Origin of the sequence: Ruegeria marisrubri (assembly GCF_001507595.1) — a bacterium.
Lineage (GTDB): Bacteria > Pseudomonadota > Alphaproteobacteria > Rhodobacterales > Rhodobacteraceae > Ruegeria > Ruegeria marisrubri.
Genome location: NZ_LQBQ01000023.1, coordinates 146,645 through 171,288 on the forward strand (window position 1 = coordinate 146,645; position 24,644 = coordinate 171,288).

Consider the following 24,644-nt stretch of genomic DNA (forward strand, 5'->3'; position numbering starts at 1 on the left):
GGCGGGATGGCGCCTCAGTTGGCTGAGGCGCTGCTGCCCTGCGGCAGCCACATCTTTTCCAGCTGGTAGAACTCGCGAACCTCGGGGCGGAAGATATGGACGATCACGTCGCCCGTATCGATCAGCACCCAGTCGCCGGCATCCTTGCCTTCGACCTTCGAGGTGAACCCGAATTCCTGCTTGATGCGATCCGTCAGCTTTTCCGACATGGCCGAGACCTGACGTGTCGAACGTCCGGACGCGATCACCATGTAATCCGCCACCGAGGATTTCCCGCGCAGGTCGATCTGCACGACATCTTCGGCCTTGTCATCGGAAAGTGAGGAAAGGATGCGCTCAAGCAGCTTTTCGCTGGTCAGCTGAGAGTGGGCCATCACACCGGCCCGTTCATCGGCGGGCAAACCCGCCTGTGCTTGAAGAGACAGGACATAGTCCTCCTTTGCAGCGCGCCGCCAACCTCCGGCGCCGAGGTACTTCAAAATTAGCAATCCCCGGGGGACATTTCAATGAACTGCAAGGCCACTGCGGCCACGCTACGTCACTCTTTGGCGAGTTGTTGCGAGTCCGACCCGCCTTGGTCGTCCTTCAACAACCTGACTTCGCGCTGCGGGAACGGGATGGAGATGCCCTCGGCCTTGAACGCATCCCAAAGCGCTAGGTAGACGTTGCCGCGGATATTGGTCAATCCGGCCGTCGGATCCCTGATCCAGAACCGCAGAACGTAATCGACGCTGCTGTCTCCGAAGCCGGTGATGTGGCACACCGGTTCGTGTCCAAGGTCACTCAACACCCGATTTACCGTTTTCACGGTCCGGATCGCCACCGCGCGCACCTTGTGCGGATCATCGCCGTAGCTGGTGCCGAAATGGAGATCCAGCCGCACGAATTCATCCGAATGCGACCAGTTCACCACCTGCCCGGTGATCAGGTCCTCGTTCGGGATCAGGTATTCGCGCCCATCACGCGTGACGACCGAGACATAGCGCGCGCCCAAGGCGTTGATCCAGCCGAACGTGTCGCCCAGCGAGATCACATCCCCCGGCTTGATCGACCGGTCCATCAGGATGATGATTCCCGAAATCAGGTTCGAGACGACTTTCTGCAGGCCGAAACCGATACCGACGCCGATGGCGCCGGAAAGAAGCGCGATACCCGTAAGATCGAAGCCCAGCGTCCGTATTGCGACCAGAAAGACGAGCCCATAGAGGGATACCTGGATCCCCTTGGCCAGCAACACCTGCATCGACGGCGTGATATCGTCATTTTTCTCCAGCGCACGCGAAGCCGCCTGGGTGGCCAGCCGGGCCAGCGTCAACAGAGCACCGATCAGCAGAACCGCCTTGAGCATGCCCAGAACCGAGATGTGCAGATCTCCGATCGACAGGGCTATGCTGTCGAGAAAACCCGCCACGTCATCCGTCAGGTTCAGCGCCACAAGCGTTGCATAGATCCACATCGACCACTTGAAGATCTTGCGAAGGGTCCGGTTCTTGACCAGACGGGCCAGCAGGGCGATGACCAGCCAGGCCGTCGCAAGTGTCGCCACCACACCGATTATGTAGCTGCGCGATGGCCAGGTGGTGTGCTGCATCACCGTGTAGACAAGCCAGGACACCAGCACGAAGTAAACCAGGGTCAGGCGCCGCAGAATCTGGACCAGCGTGCGCAGCCGCCATTTCGGCCAACCGACGCGGGCCCGGGCCCAGGCCTCCCAGCGTCCCTTCGTCGCCAGTCTGAGCAGATAGGACAGAGCCACCAGCAGCACGATGATGACCAGCTGATACTGCCGCCAGCCCGGTGTCGCGATCAGGTCGTAGATCTTGCCGCCCTGCTCGGAGAATGCCGCAACCATCGCTGTGAACATCTCGGAAATGGTTGGCGGCAAAAGGTCTTGGTCCATCGATACCTCCCGCGCTCAGCATGACCGGCTTTCGCGGTTCGGCGCAAGGCCCCGAGGCTTGCCGAGATCGATCTTGATTGACGCGGTGCCCCGATATATCTGGTGCGCATGAGACACATCCCTGCCCCGAAACCGAATCTGCAGGACCGCACGCGGTTGCGTGAACGGTTCGTCGGGGCCGCCCGCTCGGTTCTGGCCCGCCTATGAGCGGCAGCCAGTCACCTGTCGCCAGCCATTCTCACAATAATGGGAGAGGACCGATGTCCCCCAAAACACTCTATGACAAAATCTGGGATGCCCACGTCGTGCACGAGGCCGAAGACGGCACCTGCCTGCTTTATATCGACCGGCATCTGGTGCACGAAGTGACCAGCCCGCAGGCCTTCGAAGGTCTGCGCATGGCGGGCCGCAAGGTGCGCGCGCCGGAAAAGACGATCGCCGTGCCGGATCACAACGTGCCCACGACGCCCGACCGCGTGAACGGCATCGAAAACGAGGAAAGCCGCATCCAGGTCGAGGCGCTGGACAAGAACGCCCGCGACTTTGGCATCCACTACTACCCCGTCAACGACATCCGTCAGGGCATCGTCCACATCGTCGGCCCCGAACAGGGCTGGACCCTGCCGGGCATGACCGTGGTCTGCGGCGACAGCCACACCGCCACCCACGGCGCGTTCGGCGCGCTGGCCCACGGCATCGGCACGTCTGAGGTCGAGCATGTTCTGGCCACGCAGACGCTGATCCAGAAGAAATCCAAGAACATGAAGGTCGAGATCACCGGCAAGCTGCAGCCGGGCGTGACCGCCAAGGACATCACCCTGGCCGTGATCGGCGAAACCGGCACCGCCGGCGGCACCGGCTATGTGATCGAATATTGCGGCGAGGCGATCCGCGACCTGTCGATGGAAGGCCGCATGACCGTCTGCAACATGGCCATCGAGGGCGGCGCCCGCGCCGGCCTGATCGCGCCGGACGAAAAGACCTTCGAATACGTCAAGGGCCGCCCGCACGCCCCCAAGGGCGCGCAGTGGGAGGCCGCCCTGGCCTGGTGGAAGACGCTGTATTCCGATGACGACGCCCATTGGGACAAGGTCGTCACCATCCGCGGCGAGGACATCGCCCCCGTGGTCACCTGGGGCACCAGCCCCGAAGACGTCCTGCCGATCACCGCGACCGTGCCCAACCCCGAGGATTTCGAGGGCGGCAAGGTCGAGGCCGCGCGCCGCTCGATCGAATACATGGGCCTCAAGCCGGGCCAGAAGCTGAGCGACATCGAGATCGACACCGTCTTCATCGGGTCCTGCACCAACGGCCGGATCGAGGATCTGCGGGCCGCCGCCGAGATCCTGAAGGGCAAGAAGATCAAGGACGGCATCCGCGCCATGGTCGTGCCCGGCTCGGGCCTCGTGCGCGCCCAGGCCGAAGAGGAAGGCATCGCCGACATCTTCAAGGAGGCCGGCTTTGAATGGCGCCTTGCGGGCTGTTCGATGTGCCTAGCCATGAACCCCGACCAGCTGAGCCCGGGCGAGCGTTGCGCCGCAACCTCGAACCGCAACTTCGAAGGCCGTCAGGGTCGGGGTGGTCGGACCCACCTGCTGAGCCCGGCCATGGCTGCTGCGGCGGCCATCACAGGAAAGCTGACAGATGTGCGCGAGTTGATGTAAGCTTCCCTCATTATTGATTTTTTGAGGGAGAGACTGAAATGAGTGACTGGCTGAAACTGCTTCTTCTGGGGATATTGTCCATCGTGTTCGGGATCATCGTCCTGGGCGCGCCGATAATTGCCTCGGTCGCGATCACCACGCTGGCCGGCTTCATGCTGCTGATCGGCGGCGGTGTTCAGGTTGTCGGCGGTTTCACCGTCGAGGGCGCGGGGAACAAGATCCTGTCCATTCTCATGGGCCTGATCATGGTTTTCCTCGGCTGGTCCTTCCTGAAGAACCCGCTTGAAGGGACGCTGACCCTGGCGACCGTGATCATGATCCTGTTCATCGCGGGTGGGATCGCGCGGATCATCCTGTCCTTCCAGATGCGCGGAACGCAGTTCTTCTGGCCGACACTCATTTCGGGCGTGCTGTCGCTGGCGCTGGCCGGCTACATCTTTGCCAATGCCTCGGTTGGTCTGGCGCTCAGCCTGCTGGGTATCCTGCTGGGCATCGAGATGCTCTTCAACGGCTTCGGCCTGATCTTCACCGCGCTCTTCGTCAAGAGCGGCGAAAACGAACTGAAACAAGCGTAACGCGGGCAGCAGGGGACGGCCCTCTCCCGCAGGAGTGAAACATGGAAAAGTTTGAAAAAATCCACGGGGTGGCCGCCCCCATGCCTCTGATCAATATCGACACCGATATGATCATCCCCAAGGTCCACCTGAAAACCATCAAGCGCTCGGGCCTTGGCGTCGTGCTGTTCGACGAGATGCGCTATCACGAGGACGGCAGCGAGAACGAGGATTTCGTTCTGAACAAACCCGCCTATCGCAATGCAGAGATCCTCGTCGCCGGCGACAATTTCGGCTGCGGATCTTCGCGCGAGCACGCTCCTTGGGCGATCAAGGATTTCGGCATCAAGGTCGTGATCTCGACCAGCTTTGCCGACATCTTCTTCAACAACTGCTTCAAGAACGGCATCCTGCCGATCGTCGTCAGCCCGGAGGAACACGAGACCCTGATGGCGGATGCGCAGAAGGGCGAGAACGCCCGCATGACCGTTGACCTGGAAAACCAGGAAATCACCACTTCGGATGGCGAGGTCATCAAGTTCGACGTTGACCCCCACAAGAAGCACTGCCTGCTCAACGGGCTCGATGATATCGGGCTGACGATGGAAAAGGCGGAATACATCGATCGTTTCGAATCACAGGCCGTCCAGTCCCGCCCCTGGGTCTGATTCCACGTGCCACAACATCCGACGGGGTCGCTCAGCGACCCCGTTTTTTGTTTTGGGCCTGGACACAACTCAACCACAACATGTAGCCATTCCCGACAAACGCAGGACATACTAAAGACAACAATGATGCAAAGCGGCACCAGTTCCGCCATCTTTTCGCCCAGAATCAGGTATTTCCTGTGCTTTGGCTTGAGTGAAGTGTCTTCTGCTTTCACAACTTTAGGACAAGGAGGCATCCGTCGGCTCGGCGGACTCGGGCAAAATAAAGGGCTCGGAACAGAACCGGCCTGCCCAATTTGGAAGGGGTTCGGATAGTGATTGCACGCACGACAGGGGCGGTGATACGCGGCGTTCTGGTGGCGCTGATGGTGCTGACGCCAGCGCTGTACCTGCCCCCAATGACGTCCAATTCGACCGAAATCGTGGTCTTTCTCGCGATCTTTGCGTTCTTTCTGACCTTTGCCGAATACAACTCCGCCTTCCCCAGCTTCATCGAGTTCCGGGATGCCCCGCCGATGAACCGGCTGCGTTTCGTCGGGCTCATGTCGATGGTCACTTTCCTGACCCTTATCTGCAAGCACGCCTACACGCCGACCCCGACCACGGCCGTCTTCCATGGGATCGGCGCATTGATTGCAAATGTCGTGGACTTTCCATACTCGCCGGTGCGGTTGGTCGTTTCAGTGCTGCCGCAGGACGTGGCCCCATCCGTCGCGGAACAGGTCCGAATGACTGCGAGTGTTGCCTATGTTGCGGCCCTGGTGACCGTGGCAAGTTTCGCTTGGGCGGTCCGTGTTCGCGGCTGGCCCATCGGGAATGGCGCCTTCAACGTCTGGATCAACCTGCCGCTCTTCGATCCGACCGCCGGTGGTGATGTCGTGGCCCGCATGCAGAGGGATGGGCGGCTCAACATCCTTGCCGGCATTTTGCTGCCGTTCCTGATCCCTGCGCTGGTCAAGCTGGTCGCCGACTATGCCAATCCGATCACGCTGGCGAACTCTCAGACCATGGTATGGACCGCCAGCGCCTGGGCCTTTCTCCCGGCCAGCACCGTCATGCGCGGCATAGCCATGTTGCGGATTGCCGGCCTGATCGCGGAAAAACGCCGCGCCTACGCCACCGCCGAGGCCCCCCAGACCGCATGACCCGTATCCTGCTGCTGCTTCTGTTGCCGGTGGCGGTGCAGGCAGAGACGCTGCGGGTCGCGACCTTCAACACCGAACTCAGCCGTGACGGGCCGGGGCTGTTGCTGCGCGATATTCAGCGCGGCGATCCTCAGGTCATGGATGTCGTCAGCGTGATCGCGGCCGTCGCCCCGGACGTGATCGCGCTGCAAGGCATCGACTGGGACTTCGACGGACTCGCGTTGGAGGAACTCGTGAACCGGCTTGCCGAGGCCGGCCTGCACTATCCCTACCGGTTTTCGCGCCAACCGAATGCCGGGCTGGAAACGGATCTCGACCTTGACGGAGACGGCAGGAAATACGGTCCGGGCGACTCTCAGGGGTGGGGGCGATATTCGGGGCAAGGCGGCCTGGCGATCCTCTCGCGCCATCCGATCGCAACCCAAGCTGTGCGGGATTTCTCGGGCCTGCTGTGGCGCGATCTTCCGGGGGCCCGGTTGCCGGAACTGGATGGCAAGCCGTTTCCGTCGGCCCAGGCGCAATCCGTGCAACGCCTGTCGTCGACCGCGCATTGGGTGGTGCCGATCGAGGCGCCATCGGGCCAGTTCGACCTGTTGACCTTCCACGCCTCGCCGCCCGTGTTCGACGGCCCCGAAGACCGAAACGGGCTGCGCAACCGCGACGAAATCCGCCTGTGGCAGGTTTTTCTCGACGGCGGTCTGGGACCGGCACCCGAAAACCGTTTTGTGATTGCCGGAGACGCAAACCTCGACCCCAAGGATAGCGACGGTCACACGGAAACCATTGCGGGTCTGTTGGCCGACCCGCGCCTTCAGGACCCGGAGCCCCGGAGAAATGGCGTCTTGCAGGGCGCCCCGTCCCCGGATGACCTCGACACCGTGGTATGGGAAGGCATCGGCAGCTTTCGCGTGGACTACGTTCTTCCATCCGTTGACTGGAAGGTCTCCGGCGCCGGCGTATATTGGCCCGGTCCCGGAGAAGAGGGGCACGACGCGGCCACGCGGGCCAGCCGGCATCGCCTTGTCTGGGTCGACCTCGTTCCCTGAAACCCTGAGTGCCGGCCCGATCCCGCGAAGAGGAGTGGAGGCGCCACCGCGAAGGGAATCAAGCCGGTTTTCTCGGTGTTTTGGCCGGTTCGTCTCATTGACCCGTTGCCGCGCACGCGCTAGGGCCATTGCGACCTAACGCAAGGAGACCGTTCATGTCCAACCCCTCGCTCCTCATCCTTCCCGGTGACGGAATCGGCCCGGAAGTCATGGCCGAAGTGCGCAAGATCATCGACTGGTTCAGCGCCAAGCGCGATCTGCAATTCGACGTCAGCGAGGACCTGGTCGGCGGCGCGGCCTATGACAAGCACGGTGTCCCCCTAGCCGACGAGACCATGGCCAAGGCGCAGGAGGTCGATGCGGTTCTGCTGGGCGCCGTGGGCGGGCCGAAATACGACGATCTGGATTTCAGCGTGAAACCCGAGCGCGGCCTGCTGCGCCTGCGCAAGGAGATGGACCTGTATTCGAACCTGCGCCCGGCCCAGTGCTTTGACGCGCTGGCCGATTTCTCGTCGCTGAAAAAGGACGTGGTGGCGGGCCTTGACATCATGATCGTGCGCGAGCTGACCTCGGGCGTCTATTTCGGCGAACCGCGCGGCATCTTCGAGGAAGGCAACGAGCGCGTTGGCATCAACACCCAGCGCTACACCGAATCCGAGATCGAGCGGGTCGCGCGTTCGGCCTTCGAGCTGGCGATGCGCCGCAACAAGAAGCTGTGCTCGATGGAAAAGGCCAACGTGATGGAATCGGGCATCCTGTGGCGCGAGGTGGTGACCCGCGTGGGCAAGGACTATCCCGAGGTCGAGCTGAGCCACATGTATGCCGACAACGGCGCCATGCAGCTGGTGCGCGCGCCGAAACAGTTCGACGTGATCCTGACCGACAACCTGTTCGGCGACATCCTGTCGGACTGCGCCGCGATGCTGACCGGCTCGCTGGGCATGCTGCCTTCGGCCTCGCTGGGCGCGCCGATGGCCAATGGCCGGCCCAAGGCGCTGTATGAACCGGTCCACGGCTCGGCGCCGGACATCGCGGGTCAGGGCAAGGCCAACCCGATCGCCTGCATCCTCAGCTTTGCGATGGCGCTGCGCTATTCCTTCGATCAGGGCGCCGAGGCCGACCGGCTGGAAGCTGCCATCGAAAAGGTTCTGGCCGATGGGGTGCGCACCGCGGATCTGCTGGCGGAAGAGGGCGTGCAGCCGGTCTCGACCTCTGAAATGGGCGACGCGATCGTCGCCGCGCTGGACGCCAGCCTCTGATATTTCGGCCTGCGGCGGTATGCTGCCGCAGGCCAAGCCCCCGAAACCGGCGTATCTATCCGTGCCGGCACATGAACCGGGATATGTCCGATTCACGCGGTCTGACCCCGGTGAAGACCTCGACATAGTCGGGCATGTTCGCGATCCGGGTTTCCCTGTTTTCCTCGATCTGCATCGAAATATACCCGACCTGGGTATACATGACGGTCATCGCGCGGACATGTGCCTGTTCGGCCTTGAAGCCGAAACGGAGGAACATTTTCGTCACCGCCTCCTGCCGCACCCGGTCCGCGTTGTCCAAGCGCCGTTGCAGCTTCGGATCATTCCGCGCCCAGTTTCGGATCGCCAGATCCAGCCGCGCATCGAACAGGTCATCATCGAGCCAGCAGTCGAACAGGTTGAACATCGCCTCGACGATGGTTTCGGCATAGGCTTCGGTCCGCGCCACCAGATTGCCGGTATTCTTTTCCTCCCAGCGGCGCACCATCGCTTCCAGCAGTTCTTCGCGATCCTTGAAATGCCAGTAAAAGCCGGTGCGGGAAACGCCGAGCTTCTTCGCCAGGGTCATCACCTTGACCGCCTCGACCCCGCTTTCGGTCAGCAGGTCATAGGCGGCGTTCAGCCATGCGCTCTCGGTCACACCTTGTTTCGATACGTCATCCATGCCCCGCCTGTTATCAAAGCAAACAGGTCTGCACAACAATATTGACACATGTGTCAAGTTCGGGAACACATATGTCAATCACCACCCTGTATGATTTGAGGATTCGCCCCATGGAGCATGCAACCCAGACCCGGCAGCGTCGCACCCGTCGCGGCAGCGCCAAGTCGGCCCGCAGCAATCAGCCCGGACAGAACACCCATCTTCGCGTGCCCTACATCACGCGCAAAATCCCCACTTTTGACCTGCTCGACGAAGAGAGCCTGCAAAAGATCGAGGCCACGGCCGACCGCATTCTGGCCGAGATCGGCATCGAAGTCCGGGAAGATGCCGAGGCGGTGCGTCTGTACCGCGAGGCCGGGGCGAAGGTGACAGAGGTGTCGGCCGAGGCCTGGAACCTGAAATTCGAACCGGGAATGATCCGCGAAATCCTGCGCACCGCCCCCGCGCGCTTCACCCAGCACGCGCGCAATCCGGCGAACAATGTCGAGATCGGCGGTGATGCAATGGTGTTTGCCCCGTCCTACGGATCGCCTTTCGTCATGGATATGGACAAGGGCAGGCGCTACGGCACGATTCAGGATTTTGAAAACCTCGTGAAGCTGGCGCAGTCCTCGCCGTGGCTGCATCACTCGGGCGGCACCATCTGCGAACCGACCGATGTCGCGGTGAACAAGCGGCACCTCGACATGGTCTATGCCCACATGCGCTATTCCGACCGGCCTTTCCTGGGCTCGATCACCGCGCCCGAGCGCGCCGCGGACAGCATCGAGATGTGCCGCATCCTGTTCGGCGCCGATTTCGTCGAGAACAACTGCGTCATCATGGGCAATTTCAGCACCTCGAAGCGGCCTGACGGTCAGGCCATGCAACAGGCCATGATGTCGATGATGTCGGCGGTGCAGGGCGGCGCGAACTACATCCTGCACTCGGCCGGTTTCGTGGATGGGCTGCTGTCGATGTCCTACGAGAAATTCGTGATGGACACCGACATGTGCGGCGCGCTTCATGCCTATCTGAACGGTATCGAGGTCAACGAGGATACCCTGGGCTTCGAGGCGCTGGCGCAGAATGGGCCGGGCGAGCACCTGTTCGGCACCGATCACACTCTGCGCCATTATGAAACCGCCTATTGGGACAGCGCCCTGAACGACGACCAGCCTTTCGAGACCTGGGAGGAGCAGGGGTGCATCGATTCCGCGCAGCGCGCGAACCGGCGGTGGAAGGATATCCTGAACGCCTATGAGGCCCCGCCGATGGACGAGGCGACCGACGAGGCGTTGCAGGATTTCGTGGCGCGCAAGAAGGCCTCGATGGCCGACGCCTGGTATTGAGGGAGGAGATGATGTCGAAAGACCCGCTGCTGCAACCCTATCAGCTCAAGCATCTGACCCTGCGCAACCGGATCATGACGACAAGCCATGAGCCGGCCTATCCCGAGGACGGCATGCCCAAGGAACGCTATGCCGCCTACCACGCCGAGCGCGCCAAGGCGGGGGTGGCGCTGGCCATGACCGCCGGATCGGCGGCGGTATCGAAAGACAGCCCTCCGGTCTTCAACAACATCCTCGCCTACAAGGACGAGGTGGTGCCGTGGATCAGGCGGCTCACCGATGCCTGCCATGACCACGGTTGCGCAGTGATGATCCAGCTGACCCATCTGGGGCGGCGGACCGGGTGGGCCAAGGGCGACTGGTTGCCCTCGGTGTCCTCCTCGAAACACCGCGAACCGGCGCATCGGGCCTTTCCCAAGCTGGCCGAAGAATGGGATATCGAGCGGATTATCAAGGACTTCGCCGATGCCGCCGAGCGCATGAAGGAAGGCGGCATGGACGGGATCGAACTTCAGGTCTACGGCCACCTGCTGGATCAGTTCTGGTCGCCGCTGACCAACGATCTCGACGGGCCTTATGGCGGCCAGACGCTGGAAAGCCGGCTGAAGCTGCCGATGGACGTGCTGTCTGCCATCCGCAAAAGGGTGGGGGACGCGTTCATCGTCGGTCTGCGCTATACGGCGGACGAGGCGCAGGAGGGCGGCATCAGCCCCGAGGAAGGCATCGAGATTTCCAAACGTCTGGCCGCGAGCGGGATGGTCGATTTCCTCAACGTGATCCGGGGCCGCATCCATACCGATCCGGCCATGACCGACGTGATCCCGGTGCAGGGGATGAAGAACGCGCCGCATCTGGATTTCGCGGGCGAGGTCAAGAAGGCCACCGGCATGCCCACCTTCCACGCGGCGAAAATCCCGGACGTGGCGACCGCCCGTCACGCGGTGGCGGCCGGGCTGCTGGACATGGTCGGCATGACCCGCGCGCACATGGCCGACCCGCATATCGTGAAAAAGATCGTCGAGGGCCGCGAGGATGACATCCGCCCCTGTGTCGGCGCGACCTATTGCCTGGACCGTATCTATCAGGCGGGCGAGGCGCTGTGCATGCACAATGCCGCCACCGGGCGCGAGCTGACCATGCCGCATGAAATCTCTCCGGCCCAAGAGAAGAAGAAGGTGGTGATCGTCGGAGCCGGCCCCGGCGGGCTGGAGGCTGCGCGCGTCGCGGCGGAACGCGGCCATGACGTGACCGTGTTCGAGGCCCAGCCCGACCCGGGCGGACAGGTGCGGCTGACGGCGCAGCACCCGCGCCGGCGCGAGATGATCAGCATCATCGACTGGCGCATGGCGCAATGCGCGGCCCGCGACGTGGAATTTCGCTTCAATAACTGGGCCGAGGCCGAGGATGTCACCGCGCTGAACCCCGACGTGGTGATCGTGGCGACCGGGGGCCTGCCGAATACCGAGCTTTTCGAAAGCGGCCACGAAGAGGATCTGGCCGTGACCGCCTGGGATCTGATCTCGGGCGACGTCAAGCCGGGCAGCAATGTCTTGATCTATGACGAAAGCGGCGACCACCCCGGGCTGATGGCGGCCGAAGTCGCGGCAAATGCCGGCGCCAGGGTCGAGGTCATGACGCCCGACCGCGTGTTCGCGCCCGACATCATGGGCATGAACCTGGTGCCCTACATGCGCGCGCTGCAGGACAAGGACACCACGTTTACCGTCACGCGCCGCCTGCTGGGCGTGACCCGCGAAGGCAACCAGCTCAAGGCCCGGATCGGCACCGACTACAGCGATTTCACGTCTGAAAAGCTCTACGATCAGGTGGTGGTCAACTACGGGACGATGCCGATGGCCGATCTCTATTTCGACCTCAAGCCGCTCTCGTCGAACGAAGGCGCGGTGGACCATGACGACCTGATCGCGGGCCGCCCGCAGAGGATCATGCGCAACTCCGACGGCAGGTTCCAGTTGTTCCGGATCGGCGATGCCGTCAGCGCCCGCAACACCCATGCGGCGATCTATGACGCGCTGCGGCTGGTCAAGGACATCTGATGCGGATCGGGATCATCGGCACCGGCACCATCGCCTCGGCGGTGGTGCGCGGCATCGCGCAGGACGGGCACCGGATCACCGTCTCCGAACGCAGCGCAGGCAACGCGGCTGCCCTGGCGGCCGAGTTCGAAAACGTCCATGTCGCCCCGAACCAAGGCGTTCTGGACGCAAGCGAGGTGGTGTTTCTCGGCCTGATGGCGGAGGTCGCCGCGGACATCCTCGGCCAACTCAGGTTCAGGCCCGAGCATCGCGTCATCACGCTTATGGCCGGCAGGTCTCTGTCAGAGGTGGGCAAGCTCGTCGAACCCGCCTTGGCCGAGGCCATCATGATGCCGTTTCCGGGCGTTGCCGATGGCGGCTCGCCGATCATGATGCAGGGTAACGCGGCTCTGGTCCGCGAGATCTTCGGCGCCCGAAACCCGGTCTTTGAACTGGAAAGCCCCGCCGAGATGGAGGCCTATCTCTGCGCCCAGGCGGTTCTGTCGCCGGTCACGCGCATGGTGGAGGATGCCGCCCGATGGCTGGGCGCCAGAGTGTCGGACGCCGAGCAGGGCGAGCGTTTTCTTCGGGCGCTGGTTGCCTCGTCCCTGCAGGCCTCGGCCTGTGCGCCGCTGATACAGGCGCTGAACACGCCCGGCGGCTACAACCAGCGCCTGAGGCAGCACATGGAGCAGAGCGGCATGGGGCAGGCCCTGTCGCAAGGACTGGACAAGCTGGAGAGCGGTCGATGAGCCTGAAACACGTCTTTTCCCCGGTGAAACTGCGCCACAAGACTCTGAAAAACCGCATCGTTTTCGGCGCTCACACGACCAATATGGCCCAGAACGGCCTGCCGGGCGATCAGCATCTGGCCTATTACCGCGAACGCGCAATGGGCGGCGCGGCCATGATCGTGGTCGAGCCGATGCCGGTGCATCCGGCCGCCGTGCTGACGCGCGGCAATTTCCGCCACTCCAGCGACAAGGTGATCCCGCATTTCACCCGGCTGACCGAGGCCTGCAAGGCCCACGGCACGGTGATGATCCAGCAGCTTTACCATGTCGGCGCACATGGCGACTGGGACAACAGCTGGCACGCGAACTGGTCGCCTTCGGGCGGGCCGAGCTATCATGACAATGACGGCAGCCATGAGATGACCGTCGATGAGATAGAAGAGACGATCGACAGCTTCGTGCAGGCCGCGATCCGTTGCCAGAAGGCCGGGTTCGACGGGGTCGAGGTCTGGGCGGCCTATCACTGCCTGCTGGATCAGTTCTGGACACCGTTTTCGAACCGGCGCATGGATGAATGGGGCGGCAGCCTTGAAAACCGCACGCGCTTTTCCCGTGAGGTGCTGCGCCGCATCCGCGAGGCCTGCGGCGAGGATTTCATCATCGGCCTGTCGGTGAACGATGATTCCGACAAGGAAGTCTGCCTCAGCCGCGACGAAATGGTCGAAATCGTGGCCCTGCACGATGCCGAGAACCTCATGGATTACGTCACCGTGGGGTCGGGCAGCTATTTCGACTTCTACAAGCTGCTGCCGAGCTTTCAGTATCCCGAAAACCTTGGCGCCGATCTGGCCGAGCGCCTGAAGGGGGCGGTGCAGCACGCGCTGGTCACGGCCGAATCCAATATCCGCACGCCCGAGAATGCCAACACCGTTCTTGGGTCGGGGCAGGCGGATCTGGTGGCGCTGGTGCGGGCCCAGATCGCCGACCCTCACCTCGTGACCAAGGCGCGGCAAGGCCGGCTGGAGGACATCCGCGGCTGCCTGACCTGCAACCAGCAATGCTGGGGCCGGCGGGGGCGGGATTACTACATCTCCTGCCTCATCAACCCCTCGGCCGGCCATGAATACCTGTGGGGCGGCGATCGGTTCACCCCTGCCGAAAAGCCCAAAACCATTCTGGTGGTCGGGGCCGGCCCGGCCGGTCTGGAGACCGCCCGTGTTGCCGCCGAGCGCGGCCACAAGGTGATCCTTGCCGAGGCCTCATCCGAGCTTGGCGGCCAGTTCCGGCTTGCCGGTCTGCAGCCCCGCCGCGCGCAGATCACCGACCTGATCGCATGGTATGGGCGGCAGCTGGACAAGCTGGGCGTCGATCTGCGGTTCAACAGCTATATGGACGCCGAAGACATTCAGGCGGTCGGAGCCGACGAGGTCGTTCTGGCGACCGGTTCGATGCCTGCGGGCACGGGGTTCCAGAAAGCCCTGCCGCACGTCCCGGAGTTGCCTGGTATCGAAACTGGCAATGTCTGGTCCGTCGAGGACGTGATGGGTCGTGCTGCCCGGCTGGGACAGAAGGTCATCGTTCTGGACGAGGGCGGAAACTGGCGCGGAATCGGAACCGCCTGGCATCTGGCCGAAGCGGGCCATCAGGTCTCGATCGTGACCCCGGATGCGATGGTTGCCAGGGAGTTGTTCCGCTCGGCCACGGATTTCCCGGCCCGTCGCACTCTGGCCAGGCTGGGCGCGTCATTCGTGACCGAGGCTGCGATTGCCGGCTGGTCGGGGCAGGCGGCCGAGGTGCAGTGCCTTCTGACCGGTGAAAGATCGCAGTTGCTGGCGGATTCTCTGGTTCTGGCAACCGGGAACGTTGCCGAGAACAGACTTGCCGGTGACCTGCGCGCCTTGGGGATTGCGTCATACATCGTGGGCGACGCCTGCGCCCCGCGTCTGGCCTCGGCCGCGATCTTCGAAGGTCGAAAAACCGGTCTGACAATCTAGCAGCGGTCGGCCGTGCCGGCAGAACCATCGGCGACTACTGCAGGGCCGGAAAATAGTCCGCGGGCGAAATCCGGACCTGTTGCAATTCGCGGCCCGCGCGGGTCAGAAGCACAATCTCCGGCCCGATGGCCGGTGCGTTTCGGACCGGAGGAATTCCGGCCGCAGCCTGCCGAATCGCCAACACACCCTGTTGCATCGGGTCGTCGAACGCCGCGGCCAGCACGCTTCCGTTCATCAGGCCCCGCAGGATCGTGTGGCTTATGTAGGTCGAAACCAGCAGTGGCGGGTCGGGGTCGGCGGAGTTCTCCAACAGTCCCATTGCGGCCTCGACCGCAGGCGCGCTGCCGATCAGGTAGTCGGCCTCCGGGTGGCGTTGCAGCGCGGTTTCCACCAGCGCCAGTTGCTGTCGCAAACCCGTATCGGCACCGAACACCTCCAGAATGGCGACAGCGCTGCCTGAAAGCCCCATGCGCAAACCGGCCTCCAGCGGCCCGGTCCAGCCGGCCTCGCGCGGACCGGAAAGGAATACGGCCGTTTTCGGCGGAGATCCCTCTGGATGCCGCTCCGTCAGATGGCGCCCGATCGCGTATCCCATGTCCTGCCAATCGACGCCGACACGACCGCCGAGAACCTCTGCATGCAGTTCGTTGACCAGCCCGAAAACGGGGACGGTCGGCGCAACTTGCGTTATCGCATCCGTGAGATCGGGGTGATCCGAAGCGACCGCGCCAATCAGAATCGCATCCACCCCGCGTTCCGCGCAGGCAAAAAGCTGCTCGATCTGCTGCGCAAGGGCGCGGTAACCACCCGCTTCGTAGAACAGAAGGTCGACGTTCTGCCGCTCCGCTTCCTTTTCCAGCCCGCATCCGACACTCAGCCAGTACTCGTCCTTGAAATGTGGGACAAGGACACAGAACACCGGCCGTGACCCGGCGCCGGTGACCGATGGCCAGAGCGCGGCGCATAACGCAAATGCCTTGATTGAACACGCACAGGCGGCCCCGTAGTGTCTGACTATGCGACGGACAAGATTTGACACGCGGCTGATCCAGATCCTTTCCGCCATGGGGGCGCTGGCCATCATGGTGGGGATCGCCGCAATTGCCGTCAACCGCTATCTGGTTCGAGCCCACAATGACCTGAACCAATCCAGCCTGCCGGCGATGGAGCTGGCAAGCCGGATCGGCGCCTCGGCCGAGGTGGTCGGCTCGCTCGCAACTGCCTTCGTGCAGGCAGACACCAGCGAAGACCTGGACCGTATCTCGGATGCGCTGGCGGCGGCAGTGGGTGACATCGAAGCCGGTGCGAGAGAGTTGGCCCGGGCGAGCCCGTCAGCCCCGGTGCCGGCACCGGAAACGCGGGCCACCGAGCTCGTCGCACAGATGACCGGAACCGGTCACGACGTATTGAAGCTTGCCGACCGCATCGAGGGTCAAGCGGCCGAGCTGGCGTCACATGGCTCACGTCTCGACGCGCTGATCGAAGCGGAAACCGACCTTGCCCGGCTTAGAATAACCGCCGGAATCGTCGGCATCTATCTGGATCCGGACGCGAACTCGCGCCCGGCACTGGACAATCTTGCCGACCGCCATTTCTTCGCCTTCGAGCGGTTGACGGAACTGGCGCGCCTGGTTGATGCCGTGCGTTTGCGGGTGCAACAGGTGCCGGATATCACGGCGCAACCCGAATTGGTGGCCACGGCTGAGGACCTGTCACGGCATCTCGAGCTGGCCGGGCGCCGTCTCGATTTCCTGCCGTCGGCAAGTGCCCGGGACGAGGCAGCAGAGCATCTGAGCCGATTCAATTCGGCGATGGCGCCCGGCGGACTGATTGACCTGCAGAAGGACAGGATCGCCTCGGAGGCGGCAACAGCGGAAGCCAGCGAGCAATTGCGACGGATCATTTCCGACCTGTCGGAACAGGCGCGGCGGGCGCGGGATGCTGTCCAAACCGAGGGATTGGCGCGTATTGCCGATGTGCAGCGGCAGTCGGCGATGGTGACCGTAGCCCTGCTGGCGGTCGTGGCCGCGGCGGTTGCAGCCGGTTCGATCTTGTGGATCTACGCCCGGCGCCGGCTGGTCGCGCGGCTCGGCAACCTTTCGCGCCGTATCGTCGCCGTGGCCGGAGGCGACCATGGCGAGCCGTTGCAAATCAGCGGACAGGACGAGATCGGGCGGATGGAAAAGGCGCTCAACATCCTGCGCCGCCGTGCCCGGGACGAGGCCCGACTGCGCGAACATCTGGAAGAGGCGGTGATCGCACGCACCGGTGACGTGGTGGCCGAGATGCGCGCCTCGGATGCCGCCCGCGCCGAAGCGGAGGCCGCCAACCGCAGCAAGACCGAGTTCCTGGCGCGGATGAGCCACGAGATTCGCACACCGCTCAACGGGATCATCGGCATGCTCGGGCTGCTGAAGGCCGAGATGAGCGACCCGGATCACCGGGAACGGGTGCAAACGGCGCACAGTTCGGCCCGCGAATTGCTGGACATCACCAACGACATCCTGAACTACGCAGGCAGCGAGGACGGGGGCAACCGCGGCAATCCGGTGCATTTCAGGCTGCGCGACCTCGTGGGGCAGATGGGTCACCATTTGCGGTCGCTGGCCGCCGAGAAGGGGCTGGAGGCAGACGTGGATCTGGCGGAAACCGCGCCGCCGGTGCTCTGCGGCGATGTCGTGAAGATCCGGCAAGTGGTAGGCAACCTGATTTCCAACGCGGTGAAATACACGACGCAGGGAACCGTGACCCTGTCCGTGGATCACGCAACCGCGGATGCGAGCGGGCAGCCGGTCGTCAGTTTCACCGTAGCGGACACGGGTATCGGCATGACGCGCGAGGCGATCGAGCACGCCTTCGATGCCTACGCGCGCACTGACGCGGTAAAACGCGCCGGGATCGAAGGGCTCGGTCTCGGTCTTGCCATTTCGCGCAACCTAACCGAAGCCCTGGGCGGGGTTCTGAGTGTCGAGAGCGAGCCGGGAGTCGGCAGCCGCTTTACCCTGACCGTGCCCCTGATGCCCGGCGATGCGGAGTTGATGGAAGAGGACGAGGCCAAACCTTCCGCTGCGGACCTGAACCGCCGCGTGCTGGTGATCGACGATCACGCGGTGAACCGGATGGTGGCACGGGGCTATCTGGAGCGGATGGGTTGCCGCGTGCGCGAGGCCGACACCGGGGCCGCCGGGGTGCAGGCAAGCCGTGCGGAACGCTTTGACCTGATCCTGATCGACCACGACCTGCCAGACATGAGCGGCGAGGAAGTCGCGGCGCGGATAGGCGAGGGCGAGGGCAAGCCGTTGCTGGTGGCCCTCACCGCGCATCTGATCGAGGACACTGCCGAAAACCGCGCGCGTCTCGGCGTCGCACAGGTTCTGTCGAAACCGGTCTCGCCGCGGGCGCTGTCAGAGCTGCTGGCGGGACTCTCGCCAGTGAACCCGACCAGCGGCGGAACGGACGTGCACGAAAGCCTGATCGAGGACATTTCCGACCTTGGCCGGGATACGACCGGAAGGATCGTGAGAGAGTTTCTCCAGGACCTCCCAAGTGCCGTCAACGCAATCCGAGCCGCACCCGCCGACCAGCAACGCAGAGCGGCACACCGGTTGAAGGGCGCTGCATCGAATTTCCGGCTCGACGACCTCTGCGCTGTGCTGGCAGAGGTCGAGGATTGCGAGGGTGGCGCGGATGGCACTCTGCTGAACCGGGTTGGAGAATGCGCCAATACCGCCGCCGCGCAGCTGGAAGCCGCCGCCGCGCAGGCCGGTCTTCAGATAGAGGCGGGATCGACAAAGTGATAGCCCTGACCGTGTTCGGTCAGAATCCATTCCGGGTTCGCCGGGTCTCTTTCCAGCTTCTTGCGTAGCCGTCCCACCACCACGTCGATCACCCTGTCGTTGGCGCGCACCGGGCTGCGACCGATCATTTCCGATAGCCGTGCACGGCTGAGTGTCTGGCCGGGACGGTCGGTCAGCGCCGCCAACACTTCGAACTCCTGCGGGGTCAGGGGCTCGACCCGCGCCGCCGAGACCAGCCGGCGACGGATGCGGTCAAAACACCAGGGGCCGAACGTCTCTACCGGTGGCGGCCCCTGCGGCGCCTGCCCGATGTCGGCGATCCGGGCCAGCAGGTTCTTGACCCGCGCCGCCAGTTCGCGCTTGTCAAAGGGTTTCGTGACATAGTCGTCGGCCCCCATTTCCAGTCCGACGATCTTGTCCACCTGGTCGTCCCGTGCCGTCAGCAGGATGATCCCCACCCGGCTCTTCGCCCGCTGTTCGCGAGTGATCGTCAGCCCGTCCTTGCCGTCCAGATTGATGTCGACCAGCAAAAGTTCGGGCGGATCGAACCCGACAATGGTTTCCATGTCGTCGGCATTTTCCGCTTCGCTGACGCGGTAGCCCAGCTCGCGCAGATAGGCAGCGAGGCGCATGCGTGTCGTCCGGTCGTCTTCGACGATGAGGATGTGCTGGGCCATGCGCAGAGTTTACAAGTCTTTACATTTTCGAACAAGCCGGTTTGCGGCGAGTCAAGGCCGCCGAGGGTGCGATGGAACATCGTCGCGCCGAGTTTCTGCCATAGGAGGCCTGATATGTCATTCGCCAACCCAACGCGCCGCGCATTCCTGCAGGGTAGTGTCGCCTTCGGCGCCGCCACCCTGATGAATTCGACCGCGATGGCCGCCATCGACCCGAACTCGTTTGCCGGCCGCACCTTCCATGCCACGCATTTCGGCCCGTTCGAGGCAGTTGTCCGCGATGGCAAGCTTGTCGGGATCAACGCGATGACCGAGCTGGACGCGCGCCCGACCGAGATGCTGGCCTATGGCTTCATGGACCGCACCTATGACAAAAGCCGGATCAACTATCCGATGGTCCGGAAGTCCTATTTGCTGGGTTGGGAAACCGGCGATGTCAAACCCCAGCTTCGCGGCAAGGAAGAATATGTCCGCGTCGATTGGAACACCGCCTACAGCCTGACCGCCAAGGCGCTGCTCGACACCGCCACCAATCACGGCAACCAGGCGATCTTCAGCTCGTCCTATGGCGGCTGGTCCAATGCTGGCGTATTCCGCCCCAACGTGCTGCAGGGGCGACTGCTGAACCTGATGGGCGGCTGCACCAACACGCAAGGGGACTGGTCCGCCGGCGCCTCGCAGATCTCGCTGCCGCATGTCATCGGCGACATGGAGGTATATTCGGCGCAATCGGCATGGGAAACCATCCGCGACAACACCGAGGTTTTCGTGCTGGTGGGTTGCGACCCGGTCAAGAACAACCGGATTGAATACCGCGTGGCCGACCACGGCATGTACACCCCGTGGGAAATGATCCGCGACGCCGGGGTCAAGTTCATCTCGATCAACCCGCAGCGGACGGCCTCGGATGAATACCTGAACGCCGAATGGATCAGGATCATCCCGAACACCGACGTCGCCCTGTTCCTGGGCATGGCCCATCACGTGCTTGAAAACGGGCTCGAGGACCGAGCCTACATGGACAGGTACACCGTCGGCGCCGACAAGTGGATCGCCTATGTGAAGGGCGAGACCGACGGCACGCCCAAGACACCGGCCTGGGCCGCATCCATCACCGGCATTGAAGAGGCCAGGATCAGGGAACTGGCCGAGCTGCTTGCAAGGTCCAATACCGAAATCGCCGGCGCCTGGGCGCTTCAGCGCGCCCAGCACGGCGAAATGACCCACTGGGCCATCGTCAACTTTGCCGCCCTGACCGGCAAGATCGGCAAACCGGGCTGCGGCGTCGGCTTCAGCTGGCACTATGGCAATGGCGGCATGCCGCAGTCGGGCAACTCCACGCCGTCGGGCCTGAGCCAGGGCCGCAATTTCGTCAAGGGCATCTGCCCTGCTTCGCGGATAACGGAGATGCTGGAAAACCCGGGCAAGGAGTTCTTCTACAACGGGAACACCTACACCTATCCGGACGTAAAGATGATCTTCAATGCCGGCAACAACTTCATGTCGCACCAACAGGACACCAACCGGCTGATCCGGGCTCTGGAAAAGGTGGAAACCATCGTCAGCGTCGATGTCTGGTGGACCGCCGCAACCCGCTGGGCCGATATCGTCCTGCCCGCGTCCTCGACGCTGGAACGCGACGACATCACGTCGGGCGGCACCTATTCCAACAACCGCGTCTACGCGATGAAAAAGGTGATCGAGCCGATCGGCGAGAGCAAGTCGGACTACGAAATCTTCGAAGGGCTCGCCGACAAGCTGGGGCTTTGGGCGCAGTTCACCGATGGCGAAGACTACATGACCCACATCCGGCGCGCCTATGAGCGGTCTTCGGCAGCCAAGACCACGCCCTTCGAGGAATTCTGGGAGAAGGGCTATGCCGTGATGGAGACGCCCGACGACGCGCGCAAGTGGACCCGCCACGGCGCCTTCTACGAAGACCCCGACGCACACCCGCTGCACACCGCCTCGGGCAAGATCGAAATGTTCTGCGAGACCATCGCGAACATGAACATCGATGACTGCCCGGGCATGCCGATGTGGATGGAAAAGCACGAATATCTCGGCAACGCCAGGGAAGGTCAGCTGCACGTCGTTTCGCCGCACCCGTGGTTCCGTCTGCACAGCCAGATGGATCAGTCGAAAACCCTGCGCGGGCTCTACAAGGTGCAGGGCCGCGAACCGGTTCGGATCAACAGCCAGGATGCAGCCGAGCGCGGCATCGAGGATGGCGATCTCGTCGAGCTCTACAACGACCGCGGCACGGTCATCGCCGGTGCGGTCGTCAGTGACGACATCATGCCGGGGGTGATCTCGATCTACGAAGGCGCATGGCCGCAGCTGGACAGCAAGGGGCGCTGCAACTCGGGGCTGGTGAACTTCATCACCTCGACACAGCGGTCCTCCGGCCTGTCAGAGGCGACCTCGGCCAACACCGTTCTGGTCTCGCTGCGCAAATGCGTGGACCCCGAAGGCCCCAACACGGCTTACGAGAAGCCGCCGATCATCGAGGACATGGAAGTGGCCGCGATCGACGAGGACAAGCTGGGCCTCGACCGCCTCTATGAACTCACCGAGAGCCTCTATGCCGACATGGAGCCGGGTGAAAAGATCTTCTACGAACGCTGCACGGTCTGCCATGGCCCGCGCGAGGTCTCGCACTTCACGCGCCAGCAGTGGAAGGGCATCACCCCGTCAATGTTCCCGCGGGCCGGTCTCGACGAGGAAGAAGCGGCACTCGTCATGGACTACCTGATGAAGAACGCCTCTGACGCCATGTAACCTGCATAACGGAACGGGCGGCTGGATGACCGGCCGCCCGTTGCGCCCTCCGACAGTCAGCGATGGATAGTCCGATGAACAGTGTCAATGTCTCTGGTGAATGCGGCTGTGACGGTCTCGAACCTTCGTCCGGTGCAGACCTGATGCGTGTTTCCGAAGCCAGGGCCTTGGCGCTGGCGCAGGTCGCGCCCTTGCGGGACGGACAGACGGTCGCGCTGAGCGATGCGCTTGGCCGAACCACGCGCCGGGACATTCGGGCTGCGGCAGCCATGCCCTATTTCGACAATTCCGCAATGGATGGTTTTGCGCTGCGTTGCGCCGATCTGGCCGGCGCTCGAAGCCTGCCCATCGCCGGAACGGTGGCGGCGGGCGACGCGTCCCGGGCATTGCCGGACGGCGCTGCCCTGCGCATCTATACCGGCGCGCCGCTGCCCGTGGGCGCCGATGCCGTGGTGATGGTCGAGCAATGCAATGAGGTTGGCGGCCGGGTCGAGTTCAACCTGCAGCCCTGCCCGGGCGACAACATCCGCCGGGCCGGCAGCGATCAGGCATCGGGGCAGATACTGGTGCCTGCGGGCACCCGTCTGGCCCCGCGCCATGTCGGGCTGCTGGCGGCCAATGGCATCACCCGGGTCGAAGTCGTCCGACCGCCGCGACTGGCCGTGTTCTCGAGCGGCAACGAGGTCAGCGACGCGCCACGCGCGCCGGGGCAGATCCCGGACGCCAACCGTCCCATGCTGTTGGCGCTGGCGGCCCAGGCCGGGGCGGATGTGACCGATATGGGCATCCTGCCCGACGACCCCGGAACCATCGCCGATGCCCTTGACGGCCTTGATGAGAGATTTGATCTCGTCCTTACTTCCGGAGCCGTGTCGATGGGAGGCAAGGACAACATCCGGGGCGCGCTTGTGGCCGCCGGGGGCAGCGTCACGGGATGGCGGGTGGCCCTGAAACCGGGCAAACCGGTGATGTTCGGAAGGCTGGGCAGCACCGCGGTGACCGGCTTGCCCGGCAATCCCTTTGCCGTTCATGTGGGTTTTCACCTGTTCGTCGCCCCACAGATCGCCAGACTGGCGGGCACGGAACCTGCCCCCTTTGCACCGGTTCCGGCGCGCGCCGGTTTCAGTTGGCGCCGAAAGCCGGGACGCGCCGAAGTCTTTCCGGTGCGCCTTCGCGGATATGATGCGGGCGTGCCCATTCTGGAGCGGCTCGGGCGCAGTGTCTCGGCGACATTGTTTCCGCTGGCCCGGGCCGACGGGCTGGCCATCGTCCCCGCCGGGACCGACCGGGTCCGCCCCAGCGATCCGCTTCGCTGGCAACCGTTCGGAGTGGCATCCGCAGCGGAGGACCCCCATGCCCCTTGACACCACCCCAGCCCCGCTGACGGACGGGTTCGGCCGGGTGGTGAGCTATCTCCGCCTGTCGGTCACCGACCGGTGCGACCTGCGCTGCACCTACTGCATGGCCGAGAAAATGACGTTCCTGCCCAAGCGCGACCTGCTGAGTCTCGAGGAGCTGGCCCGCCTGTCTGACCTCTTCATCCGTCACGGCGTCCGCAAGCTCAGGATTACCGGCGGCGAGCCGCTCTTGCGGCGGGATGTGATGGACCTGTTCCGCGACTTGTCGCGGCACCTCCGATCCGGCGCGCTGGATGAACTGACATTGACCACGAACGGTACATTGCTGGCCCGCCACGCCGAGGATCTGGCGAAGTGCGGGGTGCGGCGGGTCAACGTGTCGCTCGATACACTGGACTCCCAACGCTACCGAGAGATCACCCGGCTGGGCGACATCCGCAGAGTTCTGGCCGGGATCGACGCCGCTCGGGAGGCCGGGCTGAAAGTCAAGCTGAACACGGTGGCCAGCCGGGGTGCGTTCGAGCGCGAAGTGGACGATCTGATCCGCTTTGCACATGGGCGCGGCATGGACCTGACACTGATCGAGGAAATGCCACTGGGCGAAACCGGCCTGAACCGCAGCGAAAGCGTGCTGTCGCTGCAAAGCCTTCGAGCCGATCTGGCGCGCCGTTGGATGCTGACCCCCGAACGGCACGACAGCGGTGGCCCGGCGCGCTATTTGAGAGTGGCCGAAACCGGCGGCCGGCTGGGTCTGATCTCACCCATGTCATGCAACTTCTGCGCGCTTTGCAACCGCGTGCGGCTAAGTTGCACCGGCCGGCTGTACACCTGCATGGGCGACGAAGGGTCGGTCGATCTGCGCGCGCCCCTGCGCCGGTCCGAGGTCGCCGCCCTCGCTGCCATCCGGACGGCGATTCTCATGAAGCCCGAGCGGCATCGGTTTGACCTTGCACGCATGGCGGCGCCGGCCGTGTCGCGTCACATGTCCGCGCTCGGCGGATGAATCCGGCCGCCGCCGAAACAGGAGCCGGCCAAC

The 24,644-nt window shown here is 63.7% G+C and carries 20 protein-coding genes; 15 read left to right on the top strand and 5 right to left on the bottom strand.

Translation table 11 applies throughout. The features are described 5' to 3' along the window. Positions 1 to 14 precede the first annotated feature (14 nt). Positions 15 to 374, bottom strand: a complete 360-nt coding sequence (gene rsfS / locus AVO45_RS11435; protein ID WP_068347401.1) for a ribosome silencing factor — start codon at positions 372 to 374, stop codon at positions 15 to 17. A gap of 164 nt (positions 375 to 538) precedes the next feature. Next, complete coding sequence (locus AVO45_RS11440) at positions 539 to 1,900, bottom strand: mechanosensitive ion channel family protein (protein ID WP_068347076.1); 1,362 nt, start codon at positions 1,898 to 1,900, stop codon at positions 539 to 541. 108 nt (positions 1,901 to 2,008) lie between these two features. Between AVO45_RS11440 and AVO45_RS19730 the strand changes: the two genes are divergently transcribed. The 7 genes from AVO45_RS19730 to leuB all read left to right on the top strand — a co-directional run bounded on the left by AVO45_RS19730 (position 2,009) and on the right by leuB (position 8,236). Beyond that, positions 2,009 to 2,107 carry an isopropylmalate isomerase gene (locus AVO45_RS19730; protein WP_157770145.1) on the top strand — a complete coding sequence of 33 codons (99 nt, stop codon included), beginning with the start codon at positions 2,009 to 2,011 and terminating at the stop codon, positions 2,105 to 2,107. 53 nt (positions 2,108 to 2,160) lie between these two features. Then, positions 2,161 to 3,564: a 3-isopropylmalate dehydratase large subunit gene (gene leuC / locus AVO45_RS11445; RefSeq protein WP_068347078.1), complete on the top strand. Its 1,404-nt coding sequence runs from the start codon at positions 2,161 to 2,163 to the stop codon at positions 3,562 to 3,564. 38 nt (positions 3,565 to 3,602) lie between these two features. Continuing rightward, on the top strand, positions 3,603 to 4,139 hold the full coding sequence (locus AVO45_RS11450; protein ID WP_068347080.1) for an HdeD family acid-resistance protein: 537 nt from the start codon (positions 3,603 to 3,605) through the stop codon (positions 4,137 to 4,139). 41 nt (positions 4,140 to 4,180) lie between these two features. Then, the gene (gene leuD, locus AVO45_RS11455) at positions 4,181 to 4,786 is read left to right on the top strand and encodes a 3-isopropylmalate dehydratase small subunit (protein ID WP_068347081.1); all 606 of its coding nucleotides are present in this window, start codon (positions 4,181 to 4,183) and stop codon (positions 4,784 to 4,786) included. A gap of 314 nt (positions 4,787 to 5,100) precedes the next feature. Beyond that, the gene (locus tag AVO45_RS11460; protein WP_068347083.1) at positions 5,101 to 5,931 is read left to right on the top strand and encodes a hypothetical protein; all 831 of its coding nucleotides are present in this window, start codon (positions 5,101 to 5,103) and stop codon (positions 5,929 to 5,931) included. Next, positions 5,928 to 6,977 carry an endonuclease/exonuclease/phosphatase family protein gene (locus tag AVO45_RS11465; protein WP_068347085.1) on the top strand — a complete coding sequence of 350 codons (1,050 nt, stop codon included), beginning with the start codon at positions 5,928 to 5,930 and terminating at the stop codon, positions 6,975 to 6,977. The genes AVO45_RS11460 and AVO45_RS11465 overlap by 4 nt, the downstream gene beginning before the upstream one ends. Positions 6,978 to 7,132: 155 nt before the next feature. Then, on the top strand, positions 7,133 to 8,236 hold the full coding sequence (gene leuB / locus AVO45_RS11470) for a 3-isopropylmalate dehydrogenase (RefSeq protein WP_068347087.1): 1,104 nt from the start codon (positions 7,133 to 7,135) through the stop codon (positions 8,234 to 8,236). A 55-nt stretch (positions 8,237 to 8,291) separates the two neighbouring features. Here leuB and AVO45_RS11475 read toward each other — a convergent pair whose 3' ends face one another. Next, the gene (locus tag AVO45_RS11475; protein WP_068347089.1) at positions 8,292 to 8,900 is read right to left on the bottom strand and encodes a TetR/AcrR family transcriptional regulator; all 609 of its coding nucleotides are present in this window, start codon (positions 8,898 to 8,900) and stop codon (positions 8,292 to 8,294) included. Positions 8,901 to 9,010: 110 nt separating this feature from the next. On the opposite strand from AVO45_RS11475, the gene AVO45_RS11480 reads away from it, so the two are divergent. Genes AVO45_RS11480 through AVO45_RS11495 form a run of 4 tightly spaced genes read left to right on the top strand, consistent with a single transcriptional unit; the run spans position 9,011 to position 14,995 of the window. Continuing rightward, positions 9,011 to 10,231, top strand: a complete 1,221-nt coding sequence (locus AVO45_RS11480; protein ID WP_068347091.1) for a trimethylamine methyltransferase family protein — start codon at positions 9,011 to 9,013, stop codon at positions 10,229 to 10,231. A gap of 11 nt (positions 10,232 to 10,242) precedes the next feature. Next, the gene (locus AVO45_RS11485; protein ID WP_068347403.1) at positions 10,243 to 12,288 is read left to right on the top strand and encodes an NADH:flavin oxidoreductase; all 2,046 of its coding nucleotides are present in this window, start codon (positions 10,243 to 10,245) and stop codon (positions 12,286 to 12,288) included. Beyond that, positions 12,288 to 13,019 (top strand): NAD(P)-binding domain-containing protein, encoded by a 732-nt coding sequence (locus AVO45_RS11490; RefSeq protein ID WP_068347093.1) that lies wholly within the window; start codon positions 12,288 to 12,290, stop codon positions 13,017 to 13,019. Before AVO45_RS11485 ends, AVO45_RS11490 begins: the two co-directional genes overlap by 1 nt. After that, complete coding sequence (locus AVO45_RS11495; RefSeq protein ID WP_068347095.1) at positions 13,016 to 14,995, top strand: oxidoreductase; 1,980 nt, start codon at positions 13,016 to 13,018, stop codon at positions 14,993 to 14,995. Before AVO45_RS11490 ends, AVO45_RS11495 begins: the two co-directional genes overlap by 4 nt. A 34-nt stretch (positions 14,996 to 15,029) precedes the next feature. Here the strand turns inward: AVO45_RS11495 and torT are convergent, their stop codons facing one another. Then, on the bottom strand, positions 15,030 to 15,914 hold the full coding sequence (torT, locus tag AVO45_RS11500) for a TMAO reductase system periplasmic protein TorT (protein WP_240482124.1): 885 nt from the start codon (positions 15,912 to 15,914) through the stop codon (positions 15,030 to 15,032). Between the two features lie 97 nt (positions 15,915 to 16,011). On the opposite strand from torT, the gene AVO45_RS11505 reads away from it, so the two are divergent. Further along, on the top strand, positions 16,012 to 18,792 hold the full coding sequence (locus AVO45_RS11505) for an ATP-binding protein (RefSeq protein WP_068347096.1): 2,781 nt from the start codon (positions 16,012 to 16,014) through the stop codon (positions 18,790 to 18,792). Here the strand turns inward: AVO45_RS11505 and AVO45_RS11510 are convergent. Further along, on the bottom strand, positions 18,765 to 19,469 hold the full coding sequence (locus AVO45_RS11510; RefSeq protein WP_068347097.1) for a response regulator: 705 nt from the start codon (positions 19,467 to 19,469) through the stop codon (positions 18,765 to 18,767). The two genes, AVO45_RS11505 and AVO45_RS11510, sit on opposite strands and share 28 nt — an antisense overlap. A gap of 114 nt (positions 19,470 to 19,583) precedes the next feature. Between AVO45_RS11510 and AVO45_RS11515 the strand changes: the two genes are divergently transcribed. From AVO45_RS11515 to moaA, 3 genes are all read left to right on the top strand, one after another. Beyond that, complete coding sequence (locus AVO45_RS11515; RefSeq protein WP_068347098.1) at positions 19,584 to 22,250, top strand: molybdopterin-dependent oxidoreductase; 2,667 nt, start codon at positions 19,584 to 19,586, stop codon at positions 22,248 to 22,250. Positions 22,251 to 22,324: 74 nt separating this feature from the next. Then, positions 22,325 to 23,614, top strand: coding sequence for a molybdopterin molybdotransferase MoeA (locus AVO45_RS11520; RefSeq protein WP_068347099.1), 1,290 nt, complete (start codon positions 22,325 to 22,327; stop codon positions 23,612 to 23,614). Beyond that, entirely contained in the window at positions 23,604 to 24,611 is a 1,008-nt protein-coding gene (gene moaA, locus AVO45_RS11525; RefSeq protein WP_068347100.1) for a GTP 3',8-cyclase MoaA, read from the top strand. Before AVO45_RS11520 ends, moaA begins: the two co-directional genes overlap by 11 nt. Positions 24,612 to 24,644: the final 33 nt, after the last annotated feature.

Coding starts and splice junctions, on each gene's coding strand:
- AVO45_RS11490 (WP_068347093.1), top strand. CDS start 12,288: ATGCGGATCGGGATCATCGGCACCGGCACCATCGCCTCGGCGGTGGTG.
- AVO45_RS11485 (WP_068347403.1), top strand. CDS start 10,243: ATGTCGAAAGACCCGCTGCTGCAACCCTATCAGCTCAAGCATCTGACC.
- leuC (WP_068347078.1), top strand. CDS start 2,161: ATGTCCCCCAAAACACTCTATGACAAAATCTGGGATGCCCACGTCGTG.
- AVO45_RS11465 (WP_068347085.1), top strand. CDS start 5,928: ATGACCCGTATCCTGCTGCTGCTTCTGTTGCCGGTGGCGGTGCAGGCA.
- AVO45_RS11450 (WP_068347080.1), top strand. CDS start 3,603: ATGAGTGACTGGCTGAAACTGCTTCTTCTGGGGATATTGTCCATCGTG.
- AVO45_RS11495 (WP_068347095.1), top strand. CDS start 13,016: ATGAGCCTGAAACACGTCTTTTCCCCGGTGAAACTGCGCCACAAGACT.
- moaA (WP_068347100.1), top strand. CDS start 23,604: ATGCCCCTTGACACCACCCCAGCCCCGCTGACGGACGGGTTCGGCCGG.
- AVO45_RS11475 (WP_068347089.1), bottom strand. CDS start 8,900: ATGGATGACGTATCGAAACAAGGTGTGACCGAGAGCGCATGGCTGAAC.
- AVO45_RS11520 (WP_068347099.1), top strand. CDS start 22,325: ATGAACAGTGTCAATGTCTCTGGTGAATGCGGCTGTGACGGTCTCGAA.
- AVO45_RS11515 (WP_068347098.1), top strand. CDS start 19,584: ATGTCATTCGCCAACCCAACGCGCCGCGCATTCCTGCAGGGTAGTGTC.
- leuD (WP_068347081.1), top strand. CDS start 4,181: ATGGAAAAGTTTGAAAAAATCCACGGGGTGGCCGCCCCCATGCCTCTG.
- AVO45_RS11440 (WP_068347076.1), bottom strand. CDS start 1,900: ATGGACCAAGACCTTTTGCCGCCAACCATTTCCGAGATGTTCACAGCG.
- AVO45_RS19730 (WP_157770145.1), top strand. CDS start 2,009: ATGAGACACATCCCTGCCCCGAAACCGAATCTGCAGGACCGCACGCGG.
- leuB (WP_068347087.1), top strand. CDS start 7,133: ATGTCCAACCCCTCGCTCCTCATCCTTCCCGGTGACGGAATCGGCCCG.
- rsfS (WP_068347401.1), bottom strand. CDS start 374: ATGGCCCACTCTCAGCTGACCAGCGAAAAGCTGCTTGAGCGCATCCTT.
- AVO45_RS11510 (WP_068347097.1), bottom strand. CDS start 19,469: ATGGCCCAGCACATCCTCATCGTCGAAGACGACCGGACGACACGCATG.
- AVO45_RS11480 (WP_068347091.1), top strand. CDS start 9,011: ATGGAGCATGCAACCCAGACCCGGCAGCGTCGCACCCGTCGCGGCAGC.
- AVO45_RS11505 (WP_068347096.1), top strand. CDS start 16,012: ATGCGACGGACAAGATTTGACACGCGGCTGATCCAGATCCTTTCCGCC.